At 70.6% G+C, this 23,779-nt stretch carries 20 protein-coding genes; 6 read left to right on the top strand and 14 right to left on the bottom strand.

The features are described from left to right. The first annotated feature begins 60 nt into the window (after positions 1–60). Complete coding sequence (locus tag E9998_RS02230) at positions 61–567, top strand: MarR family winged helix-turn-helix transcriptional regulator (RefSeq protein ID WP_136528089.1); 507 nt, start codon at positions 61–63, stop codon at positions 565–567. Here E9998_RS02230 and E9998_RS02225 read toward each other — a convergent pair whose 3' ends face one another. Next, positions 568–1,476 (bottom strand): MBL fold metallo-hydrolase, encoded by a 909-nt coding sequence (locus E9998_RS02225; RefSeq protein WP_136528088.1) that lies wholly within the window; start codon positions 1,474–1,476, stop codon positions 568–570. A gap of 303 nt (positions 1,477–1,779) precedes the next feature. On the opposite strand from E9998_RS02225, the gene E9998_RS02220 reads away from it, so the two are divergent. Both E9998_RS02220 and E9998_RS02215 read left to right on the top strand, forming a co-directional pair. After that, positions 1,780–2,886, top strand: coding sequence for a substrate-binding domain-containing protein (locus E9998_RS02220; protein WP_136528087.1), 1,107 nt, complete (start codon positions 1,780–1,782; stop codon positions 2,884–2,886). 240 nt (positions 2,887–3,126) lie between these two features. After that, on the top strand, positions 3,127–4,251 hold the full coding sequence (locus tag E9998_RS02215) for an LPXTG cell wall anchor domain-containing protein (RefSeq protein WP_136528086.1): 1,125 nt from the start codon (positions 3,127–3,129) through the stop codon (positions 4,249–4,251). A gap of 88 nt (positions 4,252–4,339) precedes the next feature. On the opposite strand, the gene E9998_RS02210 is transcribed toward E9998_RS02215, so the two are convergent. From E9998_RS02210 to glnA, 6 genes are all read right to left on the bottom strand, one after another. Beyond that, on the bottom strand, positions 4,340–6,673 hold the full coding sequence (locus tag E9998_RS02210) for a fibronectin type III domain-containing protein (RefSeq protein WP_136528085.1): 2,334 nt from the start codon (positions 6,671–6,673) through the stop codon (positions 4,340–4,342). 179 nt (positions 6,674–6,852) lie between these two features. Then, positions 6,853–7,164, bottom strand: a complete 312-nt coding sequence (locus E9998_RS02205; protein ID WP_136528084.1) for an AzlD domain-containing protein — start codon at positions 7,162–7,164, stop codon at positions 6,853–6,855. Next, the gene (locus E9998_RS02200; RefSeq protein WP_136528083.1) at positions 7,161–7,862 is read right to left on the bottom strand and encodes an AzlC family ABC transporter permease; all 702 of its coding nucleotides are present in this window, start codon (positions 7,860–7,862) and stop codon (positions 7,161–7,163) included. The genes E9998_RS02205 and E9998_RS02200 overlap by 4 nt, the downstream gene beginning before the upstream one ends. Positions 7,863–7,991: 129 nt before the next feature. Continuing rightward, positions 7,992–8,300 (bottom strand): AzlD domain-containing protein, encoded by a 309-nt coding sequence (locus E9998_RS02195; RefSeq protein ID WP_136528082.1) that lies wholly within the window; start codon positions 8,298–8,300, stop codon positions 7,992–7,994. Next, a complete protein-coding gene (locus E9998_RS02190) occupies positions 8,297–8,992 on the bottom strand; it encodes an AzlC family ABC transporter permease (RefSeq protein WP_204745205.1) in 696 nt (231 codons plus the stop codon). Before E9998_RS02190 ends, E9998_RS02195 begins: the two co-directional genes overlap by 4 nt. Positions 8,993–9,097: 105 nt before the next feature. Then, entirely contained in the window at positions 9,098–10,522 is a 1,425-nt protein-coding gene (gene glnA / locus E9998_RS02185; protein ID WP_136528081.1) for a type I glutamate--ammonia ligase, read from the bottom strand. A 341-nt stretch (positions 10,523–10,863) separates the two neighbouring features. On the opposite strand from glnA, the gene E9998_RS02180 reads away from it, so the two are divergent. Further along, positions 10,864–11,301: an RDD family protein gene (locus tag E9998_RS02180; RefSeq protein ID WP_136528080.1), complete on the top strand. Its 438-nt coding sequence runs from the start codon at positions 10,864–10,866 to the stop codon at positions 11,299–11,301. Here the strand turns inward: E9998_RS02180 and E9998_RS02175 are convergent. Beyond that, entirely contained in the window at positions 11,298–12,725 is a 1,428-nt protein-coding gene (locus E9998_RS02175) for an NYN domain-containing protein (RefSeq protein ID WP_240037491.1), read from the bottom strand. The two genes, E9998_RS02180 and E9998_RS02175, sit on opposite strands and share 4 nt — an antisense overlap. Positions 12,726–12,854: 129 nt before the next feature. On the opposite strand from E9998_RS02175, the gene E9998_RS02170 reads away from it, so the two are divergent. Then, positions 12,855–13,991 carry a glycosyltransferase family 4 protein gene (locus tag E9998_RS02170; protein ID WP_136528078.1) on the top strand — a complete coding sequence of 379 codons (1,137 nt, stop codon included), beginning with the start codon at positions 12,855–12,857 and terminating at the stop codon, positions 13,989–13,991. A 60-nt stretch (positions 13,992–14,051) separates the two neighbouring features. On the opposite strand, the gene E9998_RS02165 is transcribed toward E9998_RS02170, so the two are convergent. Genes E9998_RS02165 through E9998_RS02155 form a run of 3 tightly spaced genes read right to left on the bottom strand, consistent with a single transcriptional unit; the run spans position 14,052 to position 18,321 of the window. Next, positions 14,052–14,723, bottom strand: a complete 672-nt coding sequence (locus E9998_RS02165; RefSeq protein WP_136528077.1) for a response regulator transcription factor — start codon at positions 14,721–14,723, stop codon at positions 14,052–14,054. A 13-nt stretch (positions 14,724–14,736) separates the two neighbouring features. Next, positions 14,737–16,497 (bottom strand): sensor histidine kinase, encoded by a 1,761-nt coding sequence (locus tag E9998_RS02160; RefSeq protein ID WP_136528076.1) that lies wholly within the window; start codon positions 16,495–16,497, stop codon positions 14,737–14,739. 15 nt (positions 16,498–16,512) lie between these two features. Further along, positions 16,513–18,321, bottom strand: coding sequence for an AMP-dependent synthetase/ligase (locus E9998_RS02155; protein ID WP_136528075.1), 1,809 nt, complete (start codon positions 18,319–18,321; stop codon positions 16,513–16,515). Between the two features lie 374 nt (positions 18,322–18,695). Between E9998_RS02155 and E9998_RS02150 the strand changes: the two genes are divergently transcribed. Then, the gene (locus E9998_RS02150; RefSeq protein WP_136528074.1) at positions 18,696–19,655 is read left to right on the top strand and encodes an ROK family glucokinase; all 960 of its coding nucleotides are present in this window, start codon (positions 18,696–18,698) and stop codon (positions 19,653–19,655) included. A gap of 56 nt (positions 19,656–19,711) precedes the next feature. Here the strand turns inward: E9998_RS02150 and E9998_RS02145 are convergent, their stop codons facing one another. The 3 genes from E9998_RS02145 to E9998_RS02135 all read right to left on the bottom strand — a co-directional run. After that, entirely contained in the window at positions 19,712–20,845 is a 1,134-nt protein-coding gene (locus tag E9998_RS02145; RefSeq protein WP_136528073.1) for a hypothetical protein, read from the bottom strand. Between the two features lie 180 nt (positions 20,846–21,025). Then, positions 21,026–22,591 carry an RICIN domain-containing protein gene (locus tag E9998_RS02140; RefSeq protein ID WP_136528072.1) on the bottom strand — a complete coding sequence of 522 codons (1,566 nt, stop codon included), beginning with the start codon at positions 22,589–22,591 and terminating at the stop codon, positions 21,026–21,028. A 287-nt stretch (positions 22,592–22,878) separates the two neighbouring features. After that, the coding region (locus E9998_RS02135) for a cellulose binding domain-containing protein (RefSeq protein WP_192907034.1) at positions 22,879–23,779 on the bottom strand (901 nt) is incomplete at its 5' end.

Genomic DNA, 23,779 nt, shown 5'->3' with positions numbered 1-23,779 from the left:
GAGCAGTATCACCGCCAGGTACCGCTCTCCGGGAAGGACCGGTGGGAAAGAATGTCACCCATGACCGAGGACGCCGTGGACCGCATCGCAGCGCAGTGGCACCGCGAGCTGCCGGATCTCGAACTCGACTCGATGGCGCTCTACGGGCGTCTCCACCGCATCTCGCAGAAGCTCGGCGAGCGGCTCCACCGGCTCCGGCTCGAACAGGGCCTGGGGCGCAACGAGTTCGACGTCCTCGCGACGATCCGCCGCTCGGGGGAGCCGTACACGCTCTCGCCCAAGGAGATCAGCGCCGCGATGATGCTCAGCTCCGGCGGCCTCACCGGCCGCCTCGACAAGCTCGAAGCCGCCGGGTACGTCGAGCGGCTGCCCGACCCGGGGGACCGGCGCGGCCTCAAGGTCCGCATGACCGACCTCGGCCGCGAGGTCATCGAGGTGGCCGTGCGCACCGGCGTCGACCTCCAGCTGGAGACCCTCGCGGTGCTCTCCGAGCGCGAGCGCGCGCAGCTCGGCGCGCTCCTCAAGAAGCTCCACCTCGGCTTCGAGGACCAGCCCTTCGAGCAGTAGCTACGGGCGCAGGTCGAGCGAGTAGTCGAAGATCTCGTAGACGACCGTGGGCGGCGGCGGGCCCGCCGGTGCGGTCGCGGCGGGCGGCGCGGGTTCGGCCGGGGGCGGCGTCAGCTCGCGCCAGCGCTCGATCGCGGCCTTGGTGGTCTCGGGCCCGAAGGGGCCGTGCGCGACCGCCTCGTCCTCGGTGACGAACCCCTGCGCGACCTCGCCGCACAGGCGGGCCGTCTCGGCGAGGTCGCGGGCCTGGCCGCGAGCCCACCAGTAGTCGCCCGGCTCGCCGTGGCCCGGCACGACGATCGTGGGGCGCCAGCTGAGCAGGTACTCCACGTGCTGCGCCCACTCGATCGGAAAGGCGCCGGTGTAGCTGGGGGCCGCGCCCTCTTCGAGGAGGTCGCCCGCGAAGAGCACGCCCGCGTCGGGGACCTCGACCACCATGTCGTTGTCGCTGTGTGCGAGCCCAACCTGCCGCAGCACCACGGTCCGCCCGCCCAGGTCGAGCCCGACCGAGCCCTGGACGCGGCAGTTCGGCGGGACCAGGCGAGTGGCCCCGATCTGGCGGGCCCTCTCCTCCTTGCCGTCCCGGCGGTACGTCGCGGCCCAGGCCCTGCGCTGCTCGTCGCCGCGCGCGACGTACGACGTGCCGTCTCCGACGGCCCAGACCGCCGACTCCCCGAACGCCTGCGTCCCGAACCAGTGGTCGAAGTGGTCGTGCGTGTAGGCGACCTGCCAGGGCAGGTCGGTGAGCTCGCGGATCGCGGTCGCGAACTCGTAGCCCGCCTCGGCGCTGACGCCGGTGTCGATCACCAGCGCGCACGCGTCGCCCGTCACCAGACCGAGGGTCTGGTCGAGTTCCTCGAGCCTGCGCGCCCACACCCGGTCGGCGACTTCGATCCAGCGGTCATCCATGCCCGCAATCGTATTCGGCCCCCGCCCGGGGCCCGCTGCCCGGACGGTCCCGAGCGCCGCCGAGCGAGGTCGGTCGCTCCGGGAGGGCCCGCCGAGAGGTACTCGGGACTCACGTTCTACCTTTCGGGGCGGGAGTGTTACCAGTCAAGTCCTGTTCCGGACGGGACGAGGGGCCGCGCGGCGGCCCCGATCCGGCACCGCCGGTTTCGGACACGGATTGATCACGGTATGACCCGATTTTTGTGATTTTGGTTCGTGTAGTTTCGGGGTGCACACACCCCGCGTTCGAAGGAGTACCTCCCCATGCACCTCAGTCGTCGTGGCCTGCTCTTCGGATCGGCGGGACTCGCCGCCACCTCCCTCGCCGGATGCGGCGCCGACGGGGAGTCCGGGGCGCTCACCGGCCATACCGGCATCGCCATGCCCACCACCACCTCCGACCGATGGGTGGTCGAGGGCGCCGACCTGGAGAAGCGCCTCAAGGGCTTCGGGTACGAGACGATCCTGTCCTACGGCGAGGACAACGTCGAGATGCAGATCGAGCAGATCCGCTCCATGATCGACAAGGGCGTGGAGTTCCTCATCGTCGGCGCGATCGGCAACGACTCGCTCGGCGCGGTCCTCGCCGAGGCCAAGAACAAGGGCGTGACGGTCATCGCCTACGACCGCCTCATCCTCGACACCCCCGACGTCGACTACTACGCCTCCTTCGACAACTACGAGGTCGGCGTGCTCCAGGCCCAGCACATCATCGAGACCCTCAAGCTCGACGAGCGCGAAGGCCCCTTCAACGTCGAGCTCTTCTCCGGCGCACTCGACGACAACAACTCGCAGTACTTCTTCATGGGCGGCCTCGACACCCTGGAGAGCTACCTCTACTCCGGCGTCGTCCAGATCCCCTCCGACGAGACCGAGCAGGAGCCCACCTCCACCGAGCGCTGGGACCGCGGCGTCGCCCGCGAGCGCATGACGCAGCTCCTCGACGACCACTACGGCGAACGGAAGCTCCACGCGGTGCTCTCGCCCTACGACGGCATCAGCCGTGGCGTGGTCGAAGCGCTGGTCGCCGCCGACTACGACCCGAAGTCCGACGACTTCCCCGTGGTCACCGGCCAGGACGCCGAACCCTTGTCGCTCAAGGCGATCAAAGAGGGCACCGGCCAGTCCGAGACGGTGTTCAAGGACACGCGCAAACTCGCCGAGGTCGCCGCGAACATGGTCAAGGCGATCGTCGACGGCGGCACCCCCGAGGTCAACGACCTCGGCAGCTACGACAACGGCTTCCAGTTCATCCCCGCCTACCTCCTCCCGCCGGTCGACGTGACCGCCGAGAACTACCAGGAGGAGATCGTCGACACCGGCTACCTGTCGGAAGGCGAGATCGACGAGGCCGAACCCGACCAGGGCTGATCCACGACAACGCATACGACGGCCGGGCATTTGCCCGGCCGTTTCGCGTAGTCGTCGCGAAACGCTCACCCCATGTGCCACACGAGCATTGCGAACTGGTGTTACAAAATCGTGATGCGACCCTTCTTCGGGTTGCAACGTGTCTTGTTTGGTACGGTGCCTGAGCCGGCCGGATGCCGTCACCTCCGACCGAGCGGCCCCGAATCCCCCCAGAACATCTGTCATCTATTTAGGAGAGACATGAACCGTACCCTCAAGCGGGTGCTGGGTCTGACCGCGAGCGTCACCCTCGGCCTCGCCGGAGCGGTTGCCTTCGCCTCCGGAGCTCAAGCCCACCACACCGAGGTCGCCCCGACCACCGACTGCCTCGCGGCGGACGGCAGCTGGACCGTGACCTGGTCGGCCACCGACTGGGCCTGGAAGAGCTACGGCGACGGCAACCTCGGCGCCGGCACGATCACCAAGGTGACCTCGACGCCGGACGTCGCGCTCAACGGCGACATCGCCGTCGGCGAGACGCTGCCGTACCCCGGCGAGGGCTCCCTCACGGCCACCCAGACCTTCGGCGCCGACGTCGAGCAGGCCACCCTGGTCATCAAGGCCGAGTGGCCCAACGGCCAGAAGGGCGACAACAAGCAGTACCTGAAGACCGCTTACAAGCCCACGCAGCTCTGCGAGCCCGACGACGAGCCGAGCACGCCCGCTCCCGTCGCCGACGCCCAGCAGGAGTCCTGGAGCGACTGCTTCGGCCTGACCGTCTGGGTCGCCAACCTCAACCCGGACAAGCTCGCGACCTTCACCATCTCCCCGAGCAACGGCGACTCCTTCGAGGTCACCCCCGAAGCGGGCCAGGAAGGCGAGACCTTCGACTTCCCGGCCTCCGAGACCGGTGACCTGACCGTGGACGTCAGCGTCGACGGCGGCGAGCCGACCACGCACGCCTGGGCGCCCGCCGAGAACTGCGACTTCGGCGAGTACTTCGACACCTGCGAGGGCCTCGACTTCAACCTGATGGTCCCCGCTGACGGCGTCGAGACCACCTACACCTTCACCACCAGCGAGAACGAAGAGCCGGCCGTCTACGTCGTCGCCCCCGGCGACACGCAGGAAGTGTCCTTCGAAGGCACCCCCGGCCTGATCGTCTACCTGCTCATCGAGAACGGCAAGAACCCTTACCCGTTCGAGTTCGAGTGGACCCCCTGCGACGAGACCCCGAGCGCATCCGAGACCCCCTCGGCCGCCCCGCAGCTGCCCACCACCGGTAGCTCGCTGTCGATCATGATCGGCTCGGCCGCCGCGCTCATCGTGGCCGCCGCCGCCATCCTGCTCATCATGCGCCGCCGCCGCGCCGCGCAGGACTGGTAAGCAGCCCTTCGGGTCTGACTGACCAGCAGTAGAACGACGAGGGCCCCGCAGCCGAACGGCTGCGGGGCCCTCACCGTTGAGTCGAACGTCAGCCGAGCGTGAACGTCACCGAACCGGTGCTGGTCCCCGCGGCGTTGTCGATGTTCACTGTGAGCGTGTAGGTGACGCCCTCGACCCCGGTGAAGGTCCCCATCGTGCAGGCCCCTTCGATCGAGAACTGGGAGACCTGCCCGCTCTCGGTCTCGCCGTGGAGCTCGCGATCGTAGTTGTTCTCCGTGCCCCCGATGGTGCAGTCGGCGACGCCGCCGCCATCGTCGACGGTGGCCGACAGGTAGGCCCAGTTCGTACCCGTCCTGTCGACCGCCAACTCAAGCGAGGGAATGGCGACCGTCGTCGCCGATGCCGTGGCGGCCTCGGACTCGCCGGCCTCGTTGACCGCCGTCACCGACACCGACACCTCCTCGCCGTCGCCGAAACCCTCAAGCAGCGCATACGGTTCGGTCACCTCGACGGTGCGGCCGTTCGCCTCCACCACGTACTTCTCGATCGCCCGGCCGTTGTTCGCGGGCTGGCTCCAGGTCGCCTCGACCGTCCCGGCCGCATCGGACACCGTCGCCACCTCAAGGCCGCCGGGCGCATCGGCGGCGCTGAACGGCACCACCGTCGCCGACTGCGGGGACGGCTCCGCCGCCGCGCCACCGGCCAGCGTCCGTACCGTGAAGACGTAGTTGCTCCCGTATTCCAGCGCGCCGTCCGCGAACGTGTGCGAGGTGCCCGTGACGTCGGCGAGCGCCTGGCTCACCCCGTCGCTGTCCACCGACTCGATCCGGTAGCCCGTGATCGCCGGACCCTCCGTCTCGGCCTCGGGCCACGAGAGCGTCACGGTCCCATCGGCGTTCGCCACCGCCTCCACAGCGGTCACCGCCTCGGGGAGCGCGGAGGTCGGCACGATCGGCGAGGTGCCGACCGCCGGTCCCTCGCCGATCGCGTTGTGCGCGGTGACGGTGAAGGAGTACTCGTCGCCGTTGGTGAGCCCGCCGACTTCGAGGACGCGCTGGCCGGGCGCGATCTCCCAGGTCTTCCCCGCGCCTTCGACCACGTACTTCGTCAGGGCGGCACCGTGGTTGGGTGCGGCGTTCCAGGAGAGGCTGACGAGGCCGTCGCCGCCGACGCCGGTGAGGTCGGTGACGGCGCCGGGCGCTTCGGGGTCGACCGGCTCGTCGGGGGTCTCGCCCTCCTCGTCGCCTTCGTCGTTCCCGGTGTCGTCCTCGTCGTCGGTGGGGGGCACGTTGCCGCCGAGCACATCGTCCCGGTTCTTCTCCGCGAGTCGGGCGTTGCCGTCGGAGGAGACGACGACGGCCTGGTTGGTGTTGACGGCGTTGGCGAACAGCGTGTCGCCGGTGTGGTACAGCTCGATCGGGCCGCCCCCGGAGTCGAGTTCGATCCGATCCAGTTCCGTGCCGTCGAGGTCGTAGACCCACACCAGGCCCGCCGCGCCGTCGGGCACGTAGATCCGCTGATGGAACTCCACCGAGGCGCCCAGCAGGTTCGAGGGGGTCGCGCCGGTCGCGAACCGCTTCGAGGAGTCGTCGTCGACCGTGATCACCGATGGCGGGTCGGTCACCGTCACCGACGCGATCGTCCCCGGGCTCGTGTCCGCCGTCTCCGAAGGCCCGGCCAGCTCGACGTCGGTCACCGAACGGCGCCCGTCGGAGCGGATGGTGGTCATCTGCTTCACCGTCGAGTTCAGCACCGCCACACCGTCACCGAGGACCGTGAGGGCGAGTTCCTGGCGCGGTTCGGCCACGACCTCCGTAGCGAGCGTCTTCGCGCCCGCGTCCTCAGGCTCGATCTGCACGATGGTGCCCTCGCGCGGGACGCCGATCCACAGCTTCCCGTCCACGTCGAACGCACCGCCGGTGAGCCCGGCCGGGAACTGGAGCGGCTCCCCGATCGGCGTCAACGTCGCAGGGTGCACCTGATTCACCAGACCCTGCGTCTGATCGATGATGAACGCGCCCTCATCGGACAGCGCCACCCGCACGCCCTCGCCGGGGACGGTCTCAGCGGAGCCGGTGAGTTCGAGTGTCGAGAGGTCGATCGCCGAGACCTTCCCGGTCACGATCTCCCGAAGCAGGAGGTGCGAATCGGTCTGCTCGATCTGGACCGCGTTCCCGGCCGCGTCCGTCAAGTCGTAGCGGACGTCGGTCGCGGCGGTCAGGCCGTTCACTCGCGCGATCTCACCGGCCTGCGTCGTCCACAGCCACAGACTCGCGTCCTCGCCCTGACTCTCACGACTGAACGCACCCGTGCCCAGCAGGGTCGCGACCAGCGCTCCCACGAGGAGCACGGGCAGTCCGACGGCTATCAGCAGGCCCTTGACATTCAGTTGGCGGGTATCGGGGGTACTGGAACGGGGCATGGGGGATTCCTCGTTAGCGCTTGATGGTCCGGAAGCGTCGGCCGTATGGGGTTCGGGGGTCTTCGGCACGGGGTGGCCACATTGGAAGTGGTATGCCGACAATGGTCCTCATGGTAGCGGAGTCGATCCACTACCTCGCAGTGCTCGAATGGGCTGTTCTGGGTGATTTGCGGTGTGTCTCAGGCGATCCCGGCGAGGCGCAGGAGCGCGGTCGTGGCCGCCGCGGCGATGACGACGACCGCGAGCGGGGCCTTGCGCCACGCGAGGGCGGTGCCGACGAGGACGCCCGCGGGGAGCGCCCATCCGGCCCAGGCGCCCTCGACCAGGAGCGTGGAGGTGGCCGCGAGGGCGAGCAAGACGACGACGGCACCGGCCTTGAGCACGGCCTCCGCCCGCGGGGTGAGCGTGATCCGGTTGCGCAGGACGGCACCGGAGAGTCGGATCAGGTAGGTCCCGGCGGCGAGGGCGAGGATGGCGGCGAGCATGGTCATGCGGCCGCCGCCCGGTCGCCCGTTCCGGCGCCCTTCCACATCACGACCAGGCCCACGAGTGCGAGGAGCACCGGGATTCCCGCGGGCAGGAATGCGCTGGTCCCGAGGGCGACGGCGGTGCCCAGGAGCCCCGCCAGGAGGGTGCGGCGGTCCTTCATGCTCGGCAGGACCAGGGCGACGAGGATGACCGGGAGGGTCGCGTCCAGCCCGAACGCCTTGGGGTCGGCGATGAGCCTGCCTGCGAACGCGCCGATCACGGTGGCGGCGTTCCACATCACGAACAGGACCGCGCCCACGGTCCAGAACGCGCGCCGGGCCTTTCCGCGGTCGGCTCCCGCCGCGAGGGCGAACGCGGCGGTGTGGTCGACGAGGAGGTGCGTGCCGATGAGCTTGGCGCGCAGGCTGGTCCAGTACACATCTCCTACGGCGAGCCCGTAGGGGACGTGCCGCAGGTTGAGGATGAGCCCGGCGGCGACCCCGGCGAGGAGCCCGCCGCCGCCCGCGAGGATGCCGAGCGTGGCGAACTGCGAGGCCCCGGCGAACACGAAGAGCGACATGGCCGAGGCCTGCCACCAGGGGACGCCTTCGGCGGTGGCGACGGCGCCGAAGGACACGCCGACGATGAAGAGCCCTGCGATGAGGGCCGCGCTGTCGCGCAGCACGCCCCGGTCGAGGCGGTCGAGGATGCGGTGGGGCATCGCCAGAGTATGACCGGCGGGCCGCCGCCGGGCAAGACGGTTCCCGAGGGGCGCCCGGCCTGCGCGACTCGGCCTATGCAACCCGGCCTACGCGACTCTGCCTATGTGACCCTGCCTATGCGACTCTGCTTATGCGACCCCGGCGAGGCGCAGGAGCGCCGTGGTGGCGGCCGCGGCGATGACGACGACGAGCACCGGGGCCCGGCGCCAGGCGAGGAGGCCGCCGACGGCGACGCCCGCCGGGAGCGACCATCCGGCGAAGCCGCCGTCGACGAAGAGGGCGTTGGTGACCACGAGGGCCCCGAGCACCACGATCGCGCTGCGCTTCATGAGCGTCTCGGCGCGTTCGGAGACGGTGATGCGGCTGCGCATCACCGGGCCGGCGAGCCGCACGAGGAAGACCCCGACGGCGAGGGCGAGGACCGCTGCCATCGTCATTCGGAGGCCGCCTTCCGGCCGCGGCGCGGCCAGGTCGCCAGGAGGCCCAGGAGGGCGACCAGGACCGGCAGGCCGGTGGGCAGGAACGGCGCGGTCGCCACGGCGACGGCCGCGCCCGCCAGGACCGCCAGGAGCGTGTCGCGGTCCTTCAGCGACGGGAGCACGAGGGCGATGAGCAGGGCCGGGAAGGCCGCGTCGAGGCCGAACACGTCCGGGTCGGGGATGAAGCCGCCCGCGAGGACGCCGATGAGCGTCCCGGCGTTCCAGGCGACGAACATGATCGTGGTGGTCACCCAATAGGCGGTCTTCGCCCGACGCCGGTCGGCGCCCGCGGCGAGGGCGAACGCGGTCGACTGGTCGATGAGCATGAACGTCCCGAGCAGGCGCGTCCACCACCTGCCCCAGTACAGGTCGCCTACGGCCAGCCCGTAGGGGATGTGGCGCAGGTGCACGAGGACCCCGGCCGCGAGCCCGGCGATCAGGCCGCCTCCGGCCAGGACCACGGCGAGCATCGCGAACTGGGAGGTGGCCGCGTACGTGAGCAGCGACATGCCGACGGGAATCCACCAGGGCAGTCCGGCGGCGGTGGCGAGGGCCCCGAAGGACACGCCGACGATGCAGATGCCGATGGACATGGCGGTCGCGTCGCGATAGATGTCGCGGTCGCGTTCGGGGAGGAAGCGGGGAGACACGGGGCGAGTATGCCCCCGGTTCGGGGGCCTGAACAAACGTTCGAGGGGCGCGCCCGGCGCGGAGCACCGGACGCGCCCCTCGGCGCTACTAAGCGGGACCTTGGACTACACCTCGTAGTACAGGTCGAACTCGTGCGGGGTCGGGCGCAGGCGGATCGGGTCGATCTCGTTCTTGCGCTTGAAGTCGATCCACGTCTCGATGAGGTCGGGCGTGAACACGCCGCCCTCGGTGAGGAACTCGTGGTCGGCTTCGAGGTTGTCGATGACCTTGTCGAGCGAGCCGGGGACCTGGGCGATGTCGCCGTACTCCTCCGGGCCGAGCTCGTACAGGTCCTTGTCGACCGGCGCCGGCGGCTCGATCTTGTTGCGCACGCCGTCGAGGCCGGCCATGAGCATGGCCGAGAACGCCAGGTACGGGTTGCTCGACGGGTCCGGCACGCGGAACTCGACGCGCTTGGCCTTCGCGTTCGAACCGGTCACCGGGATGCGGGTGCACGCGGAGCGGTTGCGCTGCGAGTAGACCAGGTTCACCGGCGCCTCGAAGCCGGGCACCAGGCGGCGGTAGGAGTTCACCGACGGGTTGGTGAACGCCAGCAGGCTCGGGGCGTGCTTGAGCAGGCCGCCGATGTAGTGGCGGGCGGTGTCCGAGAGCCCGGCGTAACCGGTCTCGTCGTAGAACAGCGGGTCGCCGTTCGCCCACAGCGACTGGTGGGTGTGCATGCCCGAGCCGTTGTCGCCGAACAGCGGCTTGGGCATGAACGTCACCGTCTTGCCGGCCTGGGTCGCGGTGTTCTTGATGATGTACTTGAACTTCTGGACGTCGTCGCCGGAGTGCAGCAGCGTCGAGAAGCGGTAGTTGATCTCCGACTGGCCCGCGGTGCCGACCTCGTGGTGGGCGCGCTCGATGGTGAGGCCGCCCTCGATGAGGTTGGTGACCATGCGGTCGCGCAGGTCGGCGTAGTGGTCGACCGGCCCGACCGGGAAGTACCCGCCCTTGACGCGCGGCTTGTACCCGAGGTTCCCGCCCTCTTCGACCGCGCCGGTGTTCCAGGCGCCCTCGATCGACTCGATGTGGTAGTAGCCCTCGTGGACGTTCTGGTCGAACCGGATCGAGTCGAAGATGTAGAACTCGGCCTCGGCGCCGAAGTAGGCGGTGTCGGCGATGCCGGAGCCGGCCAGGTACTGCTCGGCCTTCTTCGCGACGTTGCGCGGGTCGCGGCTGTAGGCCTCGCGCGTGAACGGGTCGTGGATGAAGAAGTTCAGGGCGAGCGTCTTCTGCTCGCGGAACGGGTCGAGGAACGCGGTCGCCACGTCCGGCAGCAGCAGCATGTCGGACTCGTGGATCTGCTGGAACCCGCGGATGGACGAGCCGTCGAACGCGAGGCCCTCCTCCAGGAGGTCGTTGTCGAAGGACTCGGCCGGGATGTTGAAGTGCTGCATGACGCCTGGCAGGTCGCAGAACCGGACGTCGATGAACTTCACGTCGTTGTCGCGAACATATCCGAGGAGTTCTTCAGGGCTGGAGAACACGAAGTGCTTCCTCTCGGTAGGTGAGTGCCGGGTGCGGACCGGAACACGGCCCCCCGGCAGCCGGGCAGACCGTCGGGCCGCGCGGCAGGCCGCGAGCGGACTCGCGGGCCGCCGGCCGCGCCGACGGGCTCGAGCCGGCTCGCAGTGCTTCGCCGGCCGGCCGACCTCGCTGTCGACGCCTTAGCTTATTAGCCGAAACGCTAACCTCGATCAATTGCCTCATCGTAAATCAAATGTTTCGCGCGTGTTACTTGCGAAATACGATCCGTTCACGATTGACCGAAACCACTGCTCAGGCCGGTGCACATAGGGCGATTCGTGCCGAGCCGTAGACTCGCGCCATGACGAGCGAACGCGGTGCGAACACCCCCGAAACCCCCGGGTCCGGCCAGGACCTGGCGAACCTGAGCGGGCGCTTCGTCGCCCTGCTCATCGACTGGATCGCCTGCCTGGTCCTCTCCTACGGCATCGCCTGGACCACCGGCGCCACGGTCGAGGTCGCCGGCGTCAACCAAGTCCCCGCGGGCCTGTTCCTCCTGTACTACTCGATCGCGCTGGCGACCGGCACCCAGACGATCGGCATGTACCTCATGCGCATCGCCTGCGTCTCCGCGGCCGACGGCGGCCGCCTCGTCCCGTGGCGCTCGATCCTGCGCGCGCTTCTGCTCTCGCTCGTGCTCCCGGCCCTGACCGCGCTCGCCCACCCCTACCACCGGGGCCTGCACGACCTGGCCGCCGGTTCGGTCATGCTCAAGGTGCCCCCGCGCGCGAAACCTTAGCGCTGGAGCCAGCGCACCAGCAGCGGGGACGGCACCGGGTAGGCGCCCTCGCGCCGCGAGCGCATCGCGACCTCCTGGTCGGAGGAGACGACCACGACCGGCCTGCCCTCGGGTTCGGCCTCGGCGAGTTCGACCACGACGTCGTCGGCGATCTGCCCTTTGGCGCTGAACAGGACCCGCACGCCGCGCGCGAAGGGCTTGGCGCCGAAGACCGCGTCGGCGCCGTCGAAGACCACGGTGATCTCGGCGTTCGTCTGCGCGGCGACCGCGCCCAGGCCCTGCACGAGCCGGTTGCGCTGCTGCTCCAGCGTCAGCGTCTCGCCCCACGCGGAGATGGTGACGTTGTAGCCGTCGACGATGAGGTGCGGGTTCGGCAGCGCCAGGAGGTGGTCGAGGCGCTGCGGGTCGGTCTGCTCCAGGCCGCGCGAGCCCTCGAAGGGCCGCTCCTCGGGTTCGGCGCAGTACTGCTCGGCGACGTAGTCGGCGGGCCGCTCCTCGACCGGTTCGAGTCCGAGTTCGCGGCGCAGGCCCGTGGCCGTCCCCGAGAGCGTCTCCATGAGCAGCCACAGCCGCGAGGACGCGAGCCGCTCGTTGTCGCGGTCGGCCTTGCGGGCCCGCTCCAGACCCGCCCGCAGCGACTCCACTTCGGACTCCAGGCGGCGGCGCTCGGCGCGCCGCTCGGCCTCGACGTGCTTGAGCCGCCCCCGCTCGGACGCGAGGTCCCCGGCGGTCTTCGACGCCCGCTCCTCGGCGTCCTTGAGGTCCCGCCGCGCCCGGCGCACCTCCTCCTGGAGCGTCGCCGCGGCGGTGCGCTGGTCGGCCAGCGCCGACCGGAGCTTCGCGTTCTCCTTCTCCAAGGCCCCGATGCGCTTCGCCCCCGCCTCGGCCGGGGCCTCGGCGGGCGCCTCGGGCGGCTCGACGACCGCCTCCAGCGCCACTGCCAGCAGCTCCCGCCAGCCCTCGGGGCGCAGCAGGTAGGCGAGCGCGGCGACTTCGACCGGGTCGGCCATCGGCGAGACTGCTTCACCGGCGACGTGCCCGTTCACGGATCTGACCAGCGGCGACTCGGTCGCGCCGAGGATCTCGGCGAGCCCTTCGCGGAAGGCCGCGTCCGAGTCGAGCGCGGCGGCCAGGTCGCCGCGGGCGAGCTTGGCGCGCTTGACCGGACTGAACTTGAGGAACCGGCGCAGCCTCGCCGGGACGCGCCCGGGCGCCAGCCCCGGCATCGCCATCGCGGCGATCTCCACGGCCCTGCGCCGCACCGGCTCGGTGAGGAACACCACCATCGCCGCGTCGGCCGGGCGCTCGCCCGCCGCGCCGCGTTCGGCCGGGTCCTCCTCGGCGCCCTCCTCGGCGGCCCCCGCCTGCGCCGGGTCGATCCCCAGGCCAGGGCCCTCGACGCCGCTCTCGTCCCCGCTCAACATGGTCACCAGTGTGCCATCGCGGTCACAGCCCGACACTGCCGACCGTTGCCCTTCACCGGGAGGTCATCCCGGATGGCCTCCCGCGCCTTCCCTTCGTGACAGACTGGGGCGATCATGAAGGGGGTCATGATGAGCCGGACATTGCTGGTGACCAACGACTTCCCGCCCCGCCGGGGCGGCATACAGACCTTTGTGCACGGTATGGCCCTGCGGTTGCCCTCCGACGACCTGGTCGTCTACACCTCCACGTCCCCGGGTGCGGCCGAGTTCGACGCCGCGCAGCCGTTCCAGGTCGTGCGCGACCGCACCGCGATGCTCCTGCCCACCCCCCGCGTCGCCCGCGCCGTCACCGACCTCGCCCGCGAGCACCGGTGCGACCGCGTCTGGTTCGGCGCCGCCGCCCCGCTCGGGCTCCTCGCCGCCGGTCTCAAGCACGACACCGGGATCGAGCGGGCCATCGCCCTCACCCACGGCCACGAGGTCGGTTGGGCCGCGATGCCCGGCACCCGCCAGCTCCTGCGCCGCATCGCCGGTTCGCTCGACGTCATGACCTACCTCGGCGACTACACCTACCGGCGCATCGCCCCCGTCGCCGCCCCGCGCACGCGCCTCGAACAGCTCACCTTCGGCATCGACACCGCCGCCTTCCATCCCGGCGTCGACGGCGGCCCCGTGCGCGAACGCCACGGCCTGGGCGGTCGGCCCGTCATCGTCTGCGTCTCGCGCCTGGTGCCCCGCAAGGGCCAGGACAAGCTCATCGCCGCCCTCCCGCACGTGCGCGAGCAGGTCGGCGACGACGTCCGCCTCCTCGTCGTCGGCCAGGGCCCCTACGAGCCGCGACTGCGCGCCCTGGCCCGCGCCAACGGCGTCGCCGACGCCGTCGTCTTCACCGGCGGCGTGCCCGAACACGAACTCGCCATGCACTTCGCCGCGGGCGACGTCTTCGCCATGCCCTGCCGCACCCGCCGCCGCGGCCTCGACGTCGAAGGACTCGGCGCGGTCTTCCTCGAAGCCGCCGCCTGCGGCCTGCCCGTCATCGCCGGCGACTCCGGCGGCGCCCCCGACACCGTCCTGCACGACCGCTCCGGCTGGGTCGTGGACGGCCGCGACGTCGGCGAGCTCACCTACCGCCTCACGCAGGTCCTCACCGATCCGGTGCTCGCGGCACGGCTCGGCGCCGCCAGCCGCGAATGGGCCCTGAGCGAATGGACCTGGGAACGCCAGGCCGGGCGCCTCGAGGGGATGCTCTACGGCGAGACCGTCTGAGCCCGGCACGGAGAAGGACCGCCCTCGCCGAGGACGGCCCTCACGTGCGGGGGGACGGGATCAGAACTTCGGCTGGTCGGGGGCCTCCAGCAGCCCCAGCTTCAGCGCCGTCATGAGCGCCTGCGCCCGGTTGCCCGCGCCGAGCTTCTCGTACAGCTTCGAGATGTGCGTCTTCGCCGTCGACTCCGACACGTACAGCTGCTTGGCGATCCCGGCCACCGACAGCCCGTCCGCCAGGAGCTTGAGCACCTGCGACTCGCGCGGGGACAGCTGCGGGCCGGTCGGGGTCAGACGCCGCTGCATCGCCTCGGCGAGGTCGGCGGCGCTGAACGCGGTCGGGTTCGCCGCGGCGTGCCGCGCCGCCGAGACCACGTCGTTCGCCGGCGCGGACTTCGGCACGAACGCCGAGGCGCCCGCGTCGAGCGCGCCGAACAGCTGGTCGTCGCCGGCGTACATCGTCAGCACCACGATCCCCATGTTCGGGTGGGCCTTGCGGAGCTTGCGGGTCGCGTCCAGGCCCGACCCGTCGGGCAGGCGCAGGTCCATGATCACCACCGACGGCATGAGGGAGGCGGCGTGCCGCAGGGCGTCGGCCGCCGTGTCGGCCTCGCCGACCACCTCGAACTCGGGGTCCCTGTCGAAGGCATGCCGGAGACCCTTGCGGATCAGATCGTGGTCGTCGACGATGAGCACGGTCGTCTGACCGGTCGTCTCCAGCGCGTCAGCGTTCATGGCGTCTCTCTCCTCATTGGCTGCCACGGCCCCCAAGGTCGGGCCGTCGGGCCGGCTGTCCAGTTCTGGCGGCGCGGTCGGCCGCCGCCCAGGCCGCGGACCCCGGGCGGGGGGTCTCGGCCCTCGGGGTGGGCCGCGCCCCCGCGTTGAGCACCACCGCGACCGTCGTCCCGTGGGGCTGGTGCGGGCGGATCTCCAGCGAGCCGCGGATGCGCTCGGCCCGCTCGCTCATGATCGCCAGCCCGTACCGCCCCTCCGCGGCCTCGCCCGAAAGGCCCTGGCCGTCGTCGGTCACCTCGATACGGGTGTAAGGCGGGTCCACCTCGCAGGTCACCCACAGGTTCTCGGCGCGGGCGTGCTTGCGGGCGTTCGTGATCGCCTCCTGTGCGATCCGCAGCAGCTCGGCCTCGGTGCTGGCGGGCAACCGCGCCCCGCCCTCGTCCAGCGACAAGTGCACCCGCAGGCCCGCCGAGGCGCCCACAGTACGAGCATAGTCCGCGATGGCCGAGGCCAGGCCCCCCTGACGGTCGACGTTCGAGCGCAGCTCGAACAGGGAGAACCGCAGTTCGGTCACGAGCCGGGTGACCTCCGAGCGCAGGTCCGCCAGTTCGCTCTCGGCCTCGCCGGCCTCGGGCGGGAGGATCGCCATGGCGTTGTCGATGCCGTAGCCGAGCATCGCCAGTTCCTGGGCGATGCCGTCGTGGATCTCGCGGGCGAGGCGCTGGCGCTCCTCGGTGGTGGCCATCGATCTGACGTCTTCGAAGAGCAGGGCGGTCTCCAGGCGCAGGGCGGTGCCCTTGGTGTGCTCTTCGGCGGCGGCGATGGTCTCGGGTCCGAAGGCGGCGGGGTCGTCGGATTCGATGGCGATGAGGCCGACGGTGCGGCCTTCGGCGACGAGGGGGATGACGAGGGAGGCGACCGGTCCCTGCGTGGAGCGCGAGAGGGGGACCTGTCCGCCTTGGGGTTTCTGGCCGGCCCAGGCGTCGGCGAGGAGGGAGTTGAGCTGGGGGGAGGTCTCCCAGTCGACGCGTTCGTCGGCGTGTTGGGCGAGGACGACGAGGCGGCGTCCGGAGGCGGCGGAGAGGACGGCGGCGCGTTCGACGCCGGGGATGCGGGAGGCGGCGTCGACGATCTCGGTGGCGATGCCGCCGGGGTCGAGGGTGGAGCCGGGCAGTTGCCGGGCGACGACGCGCAGCTGGGTGAGGAGGGCGGCGGCCTCGGCGTAGGGGAGTTGGGAGTGGTGGAGGTCGGAGGAGCGGGAGCGGCGCAGCCACCAGGCGCCGACGGCGGAGGCGAGGCCGAAGGCGAGGGCGACGCCGACGGTGGTGACGTAGGTGCCGCGGTCGTAGGCGGGGACGCGGGGGGTCTGGGCGACCAGGCCGATCGCGGCGACGGCGACGAGCGCGGGCGGGCCCCAGGTGCGCAGTCGCGCGTAGCGGCCTTCGTCGCCGGTGGCCTGGCCGGCGGCGTCGAAGGCGGCGGCGGCGAACGGGGCGATGAGGTAGGGGAGCATCCAGGCGGGGAGGCCGTCGGTGGCGAGGGTGCCGAGGACGACGACGACGACTTCGGCGAGGCGTCCGGCGGGCGCGAGGAGGCGGTGGCGGGGGAGGACGACGCCGGGGAGGGCGGCCAGGGCGAGGATGCCGCACCAGGTGGCGGCGTCGGCGAGTCCCACCGACGCCCACCCGAACACGGCGACGAGCGCGAACAGGACGCCCCGCAGTGCGACGGCCGGCAGTCGCCATTGGCGTTCGAGTGCCGCCTCCTCGCCCACAGGGCCCCCTCGCTGTCAGCTCTTGGTGTCGCTGCGCGCCTCGTCGTAGAGCGCGTTGACCTCACTTGAGTATTTTTCCACGACGACGTGCCTTTTGACCTTGACTGACGGAGTGATTTCCCCGGCGTCCTCGGACAGTTCGACAGGAATCACCCGGAATCGCTTGATCTGCTCGGCTCGGGAGACGGTCGCGTTGGCCTCGTCAACCTTCGCCTGGAGTTCGGCGAGGAGGTCGGCGTCGCCGGTGAGGTCGGCGATGGCGGTGGCGGGGTCCTTGCCGTGGCGGGTGAGCCAGTCGGGGAGCATGTCGCCGTCGACGGAGATGAGCGCCCCGATGTAGGGGCGGGCCTCGCCGACGACGATGGCGAAGGCGATGAGCGGGTGGGCGTCGAGGATCTTCTCCATCGGGCCGGGGGCGACGTTCTTGCCGCCGGCGGTGACGATGATGTCCTTCTTGCGGCCGGTGATGGTCACGTAGCCGTCGTCGTCGATGACGGCGATGTCGCCGGTCTTGAACCAGCCGTCCGCGTCGAGGACTTCGGCGGTGGCGGCGTCGTTGTTCCAGTACCCGGGGAAGACCTGGGGGCCCTTGGCCTCCAGTTCGCCGTCGTCGGCGACGCGCAGGGCGGTGCCGGGGGTGGGGCGGCCGATGGAGCCGACCTTGATGGCGGTGGGGATGTTGAGCGACAGGACCGGGGAGGTCTCGGTGAGGCCGTAGCCCTCGAAGATGGTGATGCCCACGCCGCGGAAGAAGTGGCCCAGTTCGGGGCCGAGGGCGGCACCGCCGGAGACGGCGGTGGTGCACTCGCCGCCGACGGCGGCCCGGATCTTGCCGTAGACGAGGAGGTCGAAGAGCTTGTGGCGGAGTTTGAGGCCCAGGCCGGGCCCGCCGGGCTTGTCGAGGGCGCGGCTGTAGGCCTTGGCGGTGGCCGTCGCCTTCTCGAAGATCGCGCCCTTGCCGCCGTCGACGGCCTTCTGGTAGGCGCCGGCGTACACCTTCTCGAAGACGCGGGGGATGGCCAGGAGGGTGGTGGGCTTGACGACGGGCATGACCGCGGTGAGCCGGGTGCTCTTGGCGTGGGCCAGGGTGGTGCGCGATTCGATGCCGGCGACCTGGAGGATGCGGGCGAGGACGTGCGCGAGGGGCAGGAACATGAGCATCCGGGCGCCTTCGTAGAGCACGTTCGGCACTTCGGGGATGACGTTGCGGATGTCGGCGAGCAGGTTGTGGTGGGTGAGCATGCAGCCCTTGGGGCGCCCGGTGGTGCCGGAGGTGTAGACGATGGTCGCCAGGTCGGCGGCCTTGCGGGCGGTGCGGCGCTCCTCGATGTCGACGTCGGCGCCTTCGCCGAGCGCGCCGAGGGCCTCAACGCCGCCCTCGTCGATGGTCCACACGTTCTTGACGGCGCTGCCCAGGCCTTCGATCATGGCGGCCATCTCGGGGGTCTCGGCGATCGCGGCGACCGCGCCGGAGTCCTCGAGGATCCACCTGGCCTGCTCGGTCGAGGAGGTCTCGTAGATGGTGACGGTGACGGCGCCGGCGGCCCAGATCGCGTAGTCGAGGAGGGTCCACTCGTAGCGGGTGGAGGACATGAGGGCGACGCGGTCGCCCGGCTGCACGCCGGCGGCGGCCAGGCCCTTGGCGGCGGCCGTGACCTGGTCGCGGAACGCGGTGGCGGCGACGTCCTCCCAGGTGGCGCCGTCGTCGCGGCTGCGCAGGAAGAGGACGGAGTCGGGGTGGTGCTCGGCCGCGTCCCACAGCGCGGTGAGGGTGTTGTCGTCGTCGGGCACAGTCACCACGGGGGGGACGGCGAACTCGCGCATTGGAAAGCTCCTTCGGGACGCCATGTTCACGGCTTTGTAAAGTGGCTCACATTCATGTTACCGGCGGGTCAACTTCCGGGGGAAGAGGGCGACTTCCACGGAAAGCAGGGACTGTGAGGCGGACCATGATGCTACTGGCAGCGTAGCCGAGAGAAGCCCCTTGTGGCGATGGGCCGCCGCAGCCCGCCGCCCATTCCGGACCCTTCGCCCGCCGTGCGAGCAGGGCCGCGTCCGCGCCCGCGGTGATACCTTCGCCAAGAGGGATGGAACAGCCGATTTCCTCGGGAATTAATCGTGCCGTAAAGTCTGTCGGTGGCCCGCAGCGTCGCGTGGCAGCCACGCCTCAATACCGTGAAACCGCTGGAGGGACAGCAGTGAGTCTGACTATCGGAGTCGACATCGGGGGCACCAAGGTCGGCGGCGGGCTCGTCGACGAGAGCGGGAACGTCCTCGCCACCACCCGGCGCCCCACCCCCGCGGACGACACGGCCGGCGTCATCCAGGCGGTCAAGGAAGTCGTCGAAGAGCTGCGCGAGGGCCACGAGATCGAGGCCGTCGGCATCGGCGCCGCCGGATGGATCTCCTCGGACCGCTCCACGGTCATGCTGGCCCCCAACCTGTCCTGGAAGGACGAGCCGCTGCGCGACAAAGTCGCCGCGGTCATCGACCTCCCCGTCGTCGTCGAGAACGACGCCAACGTCGCCATCTGGGGCGAGCACCGCTTCGGCGCCGCCAAGCAGCACCGCTCCTCGGTGCTCTACACGATCGGCACCGGCGTCGGCGGCGGCATCGTCGTCAAGGACAACCTCCTGCGCGGCACCCACGGCGTCGCCGCCGAGATCGGCCACATCCGCTCGGTCATGCCCGGCGGCCGCGAATGCGGCTGCGGCCGCACCGGCTGCCTGGAGCAGTACGCCTCCGGCCGCGCCCTCACCCAGGCCGCCCGCGACGGCGCCAAGGACCACCCCGAGCGCGCCGGCGTCCTCCTCAAGCTCGCCGGCGGCGACCCCGAAGCGATCTCCGGCCGCCAGGTCACCGAGGCCGCCCGCCAGGGCGACCAGGTCGCCCTCGACGCCTTCGACACCATCGGCTTCTACCTCGGCAACTCCGCCGCCGACATGGTCAACCTCATCGACCCCGGCGTCATCCTCTTCGCCGGCGGCGTCGTCGACGCCGGCGACCTCCTCCTCGACCCCATCCGCAGGCACTACAAGGAGGCCCTCGCCAACCGCGCCGAGGTCCCCGTCGCCGAGGTCCGCGCCGCCGAACTCGGCTCCAAGGCCGGCGTCATCGGCGCGGCCGACCTCGCCCGCCACCGCGAGATCGTCCCCTAGACGCGAACGAACCGAAGGGCCGGAGCGAACGCTCCGGCCCTTCGCTCACGCCCCGGTCAGCACACGTTCCGCGAACCGTTGCCGCTGAGGTACCAGTTCACGTTGTCCCCGCACGGCGACTCCCGCACCGAGGTGTTGTTCACCGTCAACGTGATCCACACGTCCCGCGTGTTCGGGAACTCCGACCGGGCCGCGACCCGCACCTCGCCCCCGCCGTTGACCGTGCCCGACTCGATCGAGAGGTTGTAGCAGTTCTCGATGAGGATCGCGTTGTTGCCGTTGCTCGCCAGGTCCACGCTGCGGATGACCGCACCCCCGGACTGCGAGACGCAGAAGACGCCCCGGCCCCCGCCCCGCGAGACCACCTTGTCGACCCACACGTTCGTGTTGTACGAACCGTTCGCCAACTGCCCGTTGTTGTTGGCGAAGCGCAAGGTGGCGTAACCGGTCCCCGCGCCGACGTTGCTGCCGTCGACCAGGCCCACCCAGACGTTGCGCGAGTTCTGGATGAGCAGCCCCGACTCGCCCACGTCCCGGGCGACGACCTTGTACACGTCGAGCCCGTCGATGTTCCACGTCTCCACGGCGTGGCTGCCGGCGCCCGAGACGTAGATGTCGTCCATCCGCACCTCGTAGTTCCAGGCCGCGTCGCGGTCGAAGCGGATGCCCAGGCCGCCCGAGAGCGTCAGGTCGATGTCGCCCAGGCGCAGCCCGGTGGTCCCCGAGAAGCGCAGGCCGAAGTAGGGGTTGCCGGTCATCTTCAGGTAGGGGATGTAGACGTTCGTGGTGTTGATCGCCTCGATGGCGCCGCGCCCGGACCGGTTGCCCACGTTGATGGTGCCGCAGCCCTCGAAGGTCTTGCCGCTGCCGATGGTGATGGTGTTCGCGCCGATCGAGCCCGAGGCCATGACGGCGACGCGCTGGCCGCTGGAGATGGTGTCGACGCCGGCCTGGACGGCGGCGCGGTAGTCCGATCCGGAGTAGACGGTGGTGCTGCCCTCCTTCGTGGTGTAGGCGCCGCTGGAGCCGGTGACGGTCGCGTGCGGCGAGCCGGAGCCGCAGGCGGCCTGGGCGACCGCGGCGTTCTCGGCGCCGGCGTTCGGGAGGGTGACGGCCGCGATGGTGCCGGCGACGAGCGCCGCCGCCGTCGCGATCGCGAGGCGGATGCGTCTCCTGGGTGTGAGGGTCATGTCGCTCCTAGGTATGAAACGATTCAAGTTAAATATCGAAGAGTTTCGATGTAATGGATCGTAGACGACGCCCCGCCGTTTGGAAAGCGCTGCGCCAGGACAAATCATGATTTTTCCCGCCGAGCCGCGCAAGTGGCGTGACCCGGCGGGGACCGGCGCACCGGTCCCCGCCGGGCCGGCTCAGCAGACGTTCACCGACGCGTTGCCCGAGATCCTCCACGTGGAGTTGTCCGCGCACGGCGACTCGCGCACCGACGTGTTGTTCACCGTCAGCGTGATGTTCGTGTCGCGCGTGTTGGCGAACTCGGTGCGCGCCGCGATGCGCACCTCCCCGCCGCCGTTGACCGTCCCGCCCTGGATCGTGACGTTGTAGCAGTTCTCGATGAGGATCGCGTTGTTGCCGTTGCTCGCCAGATCCACATTGCGGATGTTCACCCCGCCCGACTCCGAGACGCAGAAGACGCCCCGGCCCCCGCCGCGCGAGATGACCGTGTCCACGTACACGTTCGTCGAGTACGAGCCGTTCGACAGCCGCCCGTTCTGGTTCGCCATCCGGAACGTCGCGTACCCGGTCCCGGCGCCCACGTTGTCGCCGTCGACCACGCCGATGTCGGCGTTCGTCGTGTTCTGGATGAGCAGCCCCGACTCGCCGACGTTGCGGGCGGTGACCCGGCCGACGTCGAGCCCGTTGATGTTCCACGTCTCGACCGCGTGGCTCGCCGCGCCCTCGACGTAGACGTCGTCCATCGTCACGTTGGTGCTGCCGGGCTGGTCGCGCTCGAAGCGGATGCCCATCCCGCCGGAGAGGTCCATGTCGATGTCGCCCAGGTGCAGGTTGCTGTTGCCGTAGAAGCGCATCGCGAAGTACGCCGAACCGGTCAGCTTCAGGTGCGGGATCGACACGTTCGACGTGTTCAGCGACTCGATCGCGCCCCGGCCGCTGCGCCAGCCTATGTCGATGGTGCCGCAGCCCTCGAAGGTCTTGCCCGAGCCGATCGAGATGGTGTTCGCCCCGATCGAACCGGAGGCCATCACCGAGACGCGCTGGCCGCTGCCGATCGCGTCGACGGCGGCCTGGACCGCGGCGCGGTAGTCCCCGCCGGAGTAGACGGTGCTCGACCCCCTGGTGGCGGTGTAGTTGCCGCTGGAGCCGGTGACCTTGGCGTCCGGGGTGCCCGAGCCGCAGTCGCCGGTGCCGGGGTCGGTGCCGCCGCCCACTTCGACCAGCCGGAACTGCTGGTTGACGCCGCCGGTGGCGTCGTACTGGGAGATGCGGGTGCCCGCGGTGGTGGACCACTCCCACACGTCGAGGGCCTTGCCGGAGAAGCGGTTCACGAAGGTCGCGTACCCGCCGGACTCGGTGACCCGCCACTGCTGGTTGGTGCCGTTGAGGTCGGTCCACTGCGCGATGGTGGCGCCGTTCTCGGCGTTCCACTCATAGGTTTCGAGCACGAGGTTGGAGTGGCGCGCCTGGATGCGGTAGTAGCCGCCGCCGGCGTCGATGAAGCGGAACTGCTGGTTGGCGGCGCCGGTGTCGTTCCACTGGATGAGTTCGGCGCCGGGTTCGGTGGAGAGGTCGAGGACGTCGAGGGCGAGGCCGGAGTGGCGGCTGACGATCTTGTACCAGGTGCCGGTCTCGACCGCGCCCGCCTGGGGGACCGCGAAGAACGCGATGGCGGCGGCGGTGAGCGCCGCGGTGAGGGCCGTGAGGAGGACGGCGAGTCGTCTTCGGAGAACTCTGGTCATGGCGTGCTGCTTTCGGATCGATGCGATGAAACGATTAAATTGGCGCAGGGCGCACGACCGCTGCGATCGCGGCCGGGGAGGGTGTCCGCCGCTTCGGCGCGGGACCGGCCGCCGCTCGTGGCGGCGGCTGCGGAACCGGGCTCCAATATAGTGAGACATCGAAATGAATCGATTTAATTGGATCGTAGCGGACGAACCGCCGTTTGGAAAGCGCTGCCAGGACCGAATCGGCCCCGGACGCGAAGCGGGGCCGGAGGCGTCCGCCCCCGGCCCCGCACCGCGTCACCTCAGCGCAGCGTGCACGTCGGCGTCACCCGCGACGGCGCCGTACCCGGCATCGTCGCCGTGTACCCCACCGTCGCCGAAGCACCCGGCGCCAGCGAGCCGTTCCAGCTCTCGTTCGTCACCGTCACGACCGCCCCGCTCTGCGACCACTGGCCGCCCCACAGGCTCCCGACCTGCTCACCGCCGGTGAACGTCCACGTCACCGACCAGCCCGACGCCGCCGAACCCGAATCGTTCGTCACCACGACACCGCCCTGGTAGCCCCCGGGCCACGCGTTCGACGACGCCCACGTCGCCGTGCACGACCCGCTCGGACCGCCCGTCGTCGGTTCTTCAGTCGGTTCCTCAGTGGGCTCCTCGGTCGGCTCCTCCGTGGTCGGCTCGTCCGTCGGCGAACCGGTATCGTCCGGCGAGGTCGTCGGATCGGTCGGCACGTAGTCGCTCGACTCGCCCACGATCACGCCCCGCCCGTTCGTGCCGATGTAGACGCGCCCGAACACGTTCGGGTCGCCCGTGATCGCCGAACCGGTCCAGCCCCACTGGTGCTCGTCGTCGTTGATCCGCGTCCAGCTACCGCCCTGGTCCACCGAGCGCCAGATGCCGCGCTCGCCGTCGTAGGAGGCGCTGGCGTAGATCGCCGGGTAGGACTGGCCGGGGGCCGGGGCGCCGAAGCCCACGGTGTCGGCCGCGTCGAAGCCGGCCACGGCCGACCAGGTCGCGCCGCCGTCCGTGGAGCGCCACATGCCGTAGGTGCCGTCGTCGGCCCCGCCGGCGAGCCACACGTGCCCGGCCTTGCCCGGGACGGCCCCGAACCGGACGTTCCCGGTCGCCGGGAAGCCCGAATAGGAAGCGGCCGTGAAGCTCGCGCCGCCGTCGGTCGAGTAGTAGAACTTCCCGGCCGCG

The sequence above is a fragment of the Glycomyces paridis genome, assembly GCF_004912155.1.
Taxonomy (GTDB): Bacteria; Actinomycetota; Actinomycetes; order Mycobacteriales; family Micromonosporaceae; genus Glycomyces; species Glycomyces paridis.
Note: the sequence above shows the minus strand (reverse complement) of the source record. Positions and strands in the feature narration are given on the sequence as shown.

What these genes read in the sequence shown, in the direction of transcription:
- E9998_RS02230 (WP_136528089.1), top strand. Translation starts at nt 61, where the DNA reads ATGACCGAGGACGCCGTGGACCGCATCGCAGCGCAGTGGCACCGCGAG.
- E9998_RS02225 (WP_136528088.1), bottom strand. Translation starts at nt 1,476, where the DNA reads ATGGATGACCGCTGGATCGAAGTCGCCGACCGGGTGTGGGCGCGCAGG.
- E9998_RS02220 (WP_136528087.1), top strand. Translation starts at nt 1,780, where the DNA reads ATGCACCTCAGTCGTCGTGGCCTGCTCTTCGGATCGGCGGGACTCGCC.
- E9998_RS02215 (WP_136528086.1), top strand. Translation starts at nt 3,127, where the DNA reads ATGAACCGTACCCTCAAGCGGGTGCTGGGTCTGACCGCGAGCGTCACC.
- E9998_RS02210 (WP_136528085.1), bottom strand. Translation starts at nt 6,673, where the DNA reads ATGCCCCGTTCCAGTACCCCCGATACCCGCCAACTGAATGTCAAGGGC.
- E9998_RS02205 (WP_136528084.1), bottom strand. Translation starts at nt 7,164, where the DNA reads ATGACCATGCTCGCCGCCATCCTCGCCCTCGCCGCCGGGACCTACCTG.
- E9998_RS02200 (WP_136528083.1), bottom strand. Translation starts at nt 7,862, where the DNA reads ATGCCCCACCGCATCCTCGACCGCCTCGACCGGGGCGTGCTGCGCGAC.
- E9998_RS02195 (WP_136528082.1), bottom strand. Translation starts at nt 8,300, where the DNA reads ATGACGATGGCAGCGGTCCTCGCCCTCGCCGTCGGGGTCTTCCTCGTG.
- E9998_RS02180 (WP_136528080.1), top strand. Translation starts at nt 10,864, where the DNA reads ATGACGAGCGAACGCGGTGCGAACACCCCCGAAACCCCCGGGTCCGGC.
- E9998_RS02175 (WP_240037491.1), bottom strand. Translation starts at nt 12,725, where the DNA reads ATGTTGAGCGGGGACGAGAGCGGCGTCGAGGGCCCTGGCCTGGGGATC.
- E9998_RS02170 (WP_136528078.1), top strand. Translation starts at nt 12,855, where the DNA reads ATGAGCCGGACATTGCTGGTGACCAACGACTTCCCGCCCCGCCGGGGC.
- E9998_RS02165 (WP_136528077.1), bottom strand. Translation starts at nt 14,723, where the DNA reads ATGAACGCTGACGCGCTGGAGACGACCGGTCAGACGACCGTGCTCATC.
- E9998_RS02155 (WP_136528075.1), bottom strand. Translation starts at nt 18,321, where the DNA reads ATGCGCGAGTTCGCCGTCCCCCCCGTGGTGACTGTGCCCGACGACGAC.
- E9998_RS02145 (WP_136528073.1), bottom strand. Translation starts at nt 20,845, where the DNA reads ATGACCCTCACACCCAGGAGACGCATCCGCCTCGCGATCGCGACGGCG.
- E9998_RS02140 (WP_136528072.1), bottom strand. Translation starts at nt 22,591, where the DNA reads ATGACCAGAGTTCTCCGAAGACGACTCGCCGTCCTCCTCACGGCCCTC.